Annotated in this window: 2 protein-coding genes and 1 pseudogene; all 3 read right to left on the reverse strand. The window is 56.5% G+C overall.

Annotation, left to right across the window (positions count from 1 at the left end):
• Positions 1–408, reverse strand: a pseudogene (locus J0A65_RS21915) (sel1 repeat family protein); the annotation flags it as partial.
• Positions 409–722: 314 nt separating this feature from the next.
• A complete protein-coding gene (locus tag J0A65_RS21920; protein ID WP_206596449.1) occupies positions 723–1,616 on the reverse strand; it encodes a tetratricopeptide repeat protein in 894 nt (297 codons plus the stop codon).
• Between the two features lie 59 nt (positions 1,617–1,675).
• The coding region (locus J0A65_RS21925) for a hypothetical protein (RefSeq protein ID WP_206596450.1) at positions 1,676–3,057 on the reverse strand (1,382 nt) is incomplete at its 5' end.

Below are 3,057 nucleotides of genomic sequence, written 5' to 3' on the forward strand. Positions count from 1 at the left end.
ATGACCATTTTCTGCTGCCGCCTTGTACCATTTCTCCACTTCTGTCTCACGGGCGCCCGGCAGGAAGAACCATCCCTCGCCTGCTTTGTAATAATTGGCGAGCTGATATTGGCCTCCTGGCGATCCCGCTTCAGCCGCCTTCTTTAACCAATCCGGATCGCCAGTGACGTTGTACATTTCGCTCATGGCTTGCGGGTCGCCCTTCTCTGCCCGTTCAAGCCCTTCCTTGCGAGCACGCTGCCGCCAGTAGTCCTGATCTTGGGAGCACGTTCTCAGTGTGCCGCATAAATCGCGCTTGCTGGACAGTCGTAACATGGCATGGATGTCACCCTGCTCAGCAGCAGCTCGATACCACTTCTGTGCTTCGGCAGTCATATAGCGCTTGGATAAACGTAGCGCCTCTCCCAAGTAATACTGCGCTTCCCGACCTCCTGCCTCAGCAGCCTTACGTAAATACGGTTGAGAGTCATACCAGTCGCGTTGCTTATATAAAACACCCCCCCCCGATCTCCGGTTTCTCTTAATTCGTCATTCAACTCGGCGCCAGCGACACTCACGCATAAAAGCAGCCCCCAAGTAACAAGTACACGCAATATCACGCTTAGCTCCCCTTGTATGTGGCTACGTATTCCCCGCCCGGCACATAGGTCGTGCCATAGTAGGGGTTGCGATGCCTTACTTCGCAGTAATGATTCAAGTGTATGCCGAATTGGGCGATATGTTCAGAAACCGAACCGAGGATCAAAATGCGACAGGGGTGGGTGCGTTCTCTTCCATTCTTCAGCGAAGACTTTGGCTTCATTGAGCTGCTCGGGTTTTAACTTACTTCCTAGCTGCCTCAAGGCTTCTTTGTCGTTCTCATCCTGGGAATCAATTTCCGCAATCAAAGAAAAGAGCGCATAGGCTTTGACCGGGTCATAGGGATATCCGAGCTGGTCAGGTTCATGAGCAATATAAGAGGCGTAAGAATAGAGCGCCCTAACATAGCCTGCTTCCGTCGACCTCCTTAACCATATGCGAGCTCCCTCAAGATCGCCTTTGGCATAGCAAATTTCCGCCACCTGCATCATAGCCGGCGCATGCCCACCTTCCGCCGCAGCCTTAAACCACTTTTCTACGGCTTCTTGCCGCGCTCCTGGCCAAAAAAACCAACCTTCACCTTCCTTATAGAGGTGGGCTAACAGGTCTTGGTCATCCGCAGAGCCAGCCTCTGCTGCCTTTTTCAGCCAAGAGAGTTCACCCGTTACGCTGTACATTTCCCCCATCGCCGAAGCATCGCCTTGTTCTGCTCGTTTCAGAGCAGTTTCATACGCACGCCGCTGCCAATAATCGGCGTCCTGCGTGCAAGTTTCCAGTGTACGGCAAAGGTCGCTACTGCTCGCCAACCGCAACATGGCATAGACGTCGCCCTGCTCTGCCGCGGCCTCGTACCACTTCTGCGCCTCGGCGGTCATATATCGCTTGGACAAACGCAGTGCTTCTCCCAGATAGTATTGAGCATCTCTATCCCCAGCTTCGGCAGCTATGCGTAAAAAGGGTTGTGACTTTATCCAGTAGCCTTGCTTGTACATGGCTATACCAGAATCACGGACTGTTTGAGCTTCTGAGGATTGCACTGCATTTGCTGTACTGATGAAAAAGCTTAAACATATGATCAGGGCCCGTAGTAACACTCTCAGCTCCCCTTGTAAGTGGTGACGTACTCCCCACCCGGCACATAAGTCGTGCCGTAGTAGGAACTCCGGTGCTTAACTTCGCACTGATGGTTCAAGTGCAGCCCGAGCTGGGTGATATGTTCAGAAAAGCGTGTGCGTGTCATGTCGCTATCTTGGTCCAGGCCCCCAATGCGTTTACTCATAAACTCCCGCAACCTCAACAGCCCTTCGCAAAATGCCTGTCCCGAGTTTTCAGTTGGCTTTAGCCCACTCGGATTCATCCGCGTGAGCGCTTCTTCATATTGGCGCTGGGCGTTGTTGGGCATCTGCGCACTGAAACCACCTCGCGCCGAAGCACGCATCCAGCCCATGCAACACTCGATAGCTTGCTGCTGCAGTAGATGGACTTGCTCTGGGCGAAGGCGCTGTTTTCTACCGCTCCCAGTATCAACCTCCATCTCTCGAGGCTCTTCGACGAAGCTCAGCAACAGAGGCCCTACCGCCTCAGGTGGAAGGCCGTCGAACCATTTCCTGAACGTGTTACCCGGTACATCCCTTTGGCGAGTGAGCGTATAGGCTATAAACCCGCCACTCCCGCTTCCCGTCAGTCGACTATACAGTGCACGGATTTCCTCGATATCCCGAGCAGCGAAGAAGGCCACGTCGCCGAGCGTGGTCAGGCAGATATAGGACAGCTTGCTGAGGTAGTCGAAGGCGTCCGGCGTTACCCATTCGAGCTGCCGGTAATTGCTATTGACCAGCGCCTGGCGGAACAGGCCGAGCCAGTCGGCAAGGCTTTCGTAGTCGATAGCGAAGGTGACCCCGCCCTTGGCGCCCGCGCCCCAGAACAGCGACGCCTTGGCCGAGAAGATCAGCCGGCCATTGACCAGCGCCAGGCGGAAGTCGAAGTCAAAGTTGCCACCCACGCCACCGGCAACCTCCGCTTGCAGCTTGGCCAGGACACGCCAGCCAGCCTTTGGCTGCTCACCCGGCAAGGGCGGCGGCATCAGCACGCCGGCGGGTGGATTCCAGTACAGCGCGCCGCTGATGCGACAACCGGCCTGGGCGCCGGTGAACAACTTGAGTTCGGCGAGCGAGCCTTCACGCTGGCCGAAGTCGACCCCGGAGATGCCTAGCCGGCCGTCTTCGGCGGTCAGCTCCAGGTCACGCGCCAGGCTCAGGCTGGCGCCAGCGAAGCCCCATGCCTTCACACTGCAGGAAACGAAGTAGCGCCCCAAATCGAGCTGCTGGGTTGGGCGCTCACCACTGCCATTGTCGACCCGATAGTGCAGCAGCACCGGCTGGGCCTTGGCAGGCTCGGGGATCTTCCAGTTAATCAGGTCCACCTCGCCACGCCAGGCGGTGATGCTCATCTCCAGCTTCGCGCTGGCCAGGGCGAGCT

The sequence above is a fragment of the Bowmanella yangjiangensis genome (assembly GCF_017255015.1).
Lineage (GTDB): Bacteria > Pseudomonadota > Gammaproteobacteria > Enterobacterales > Alteromonadaceae > Bowmanella > Bowmanella yangjiangensis.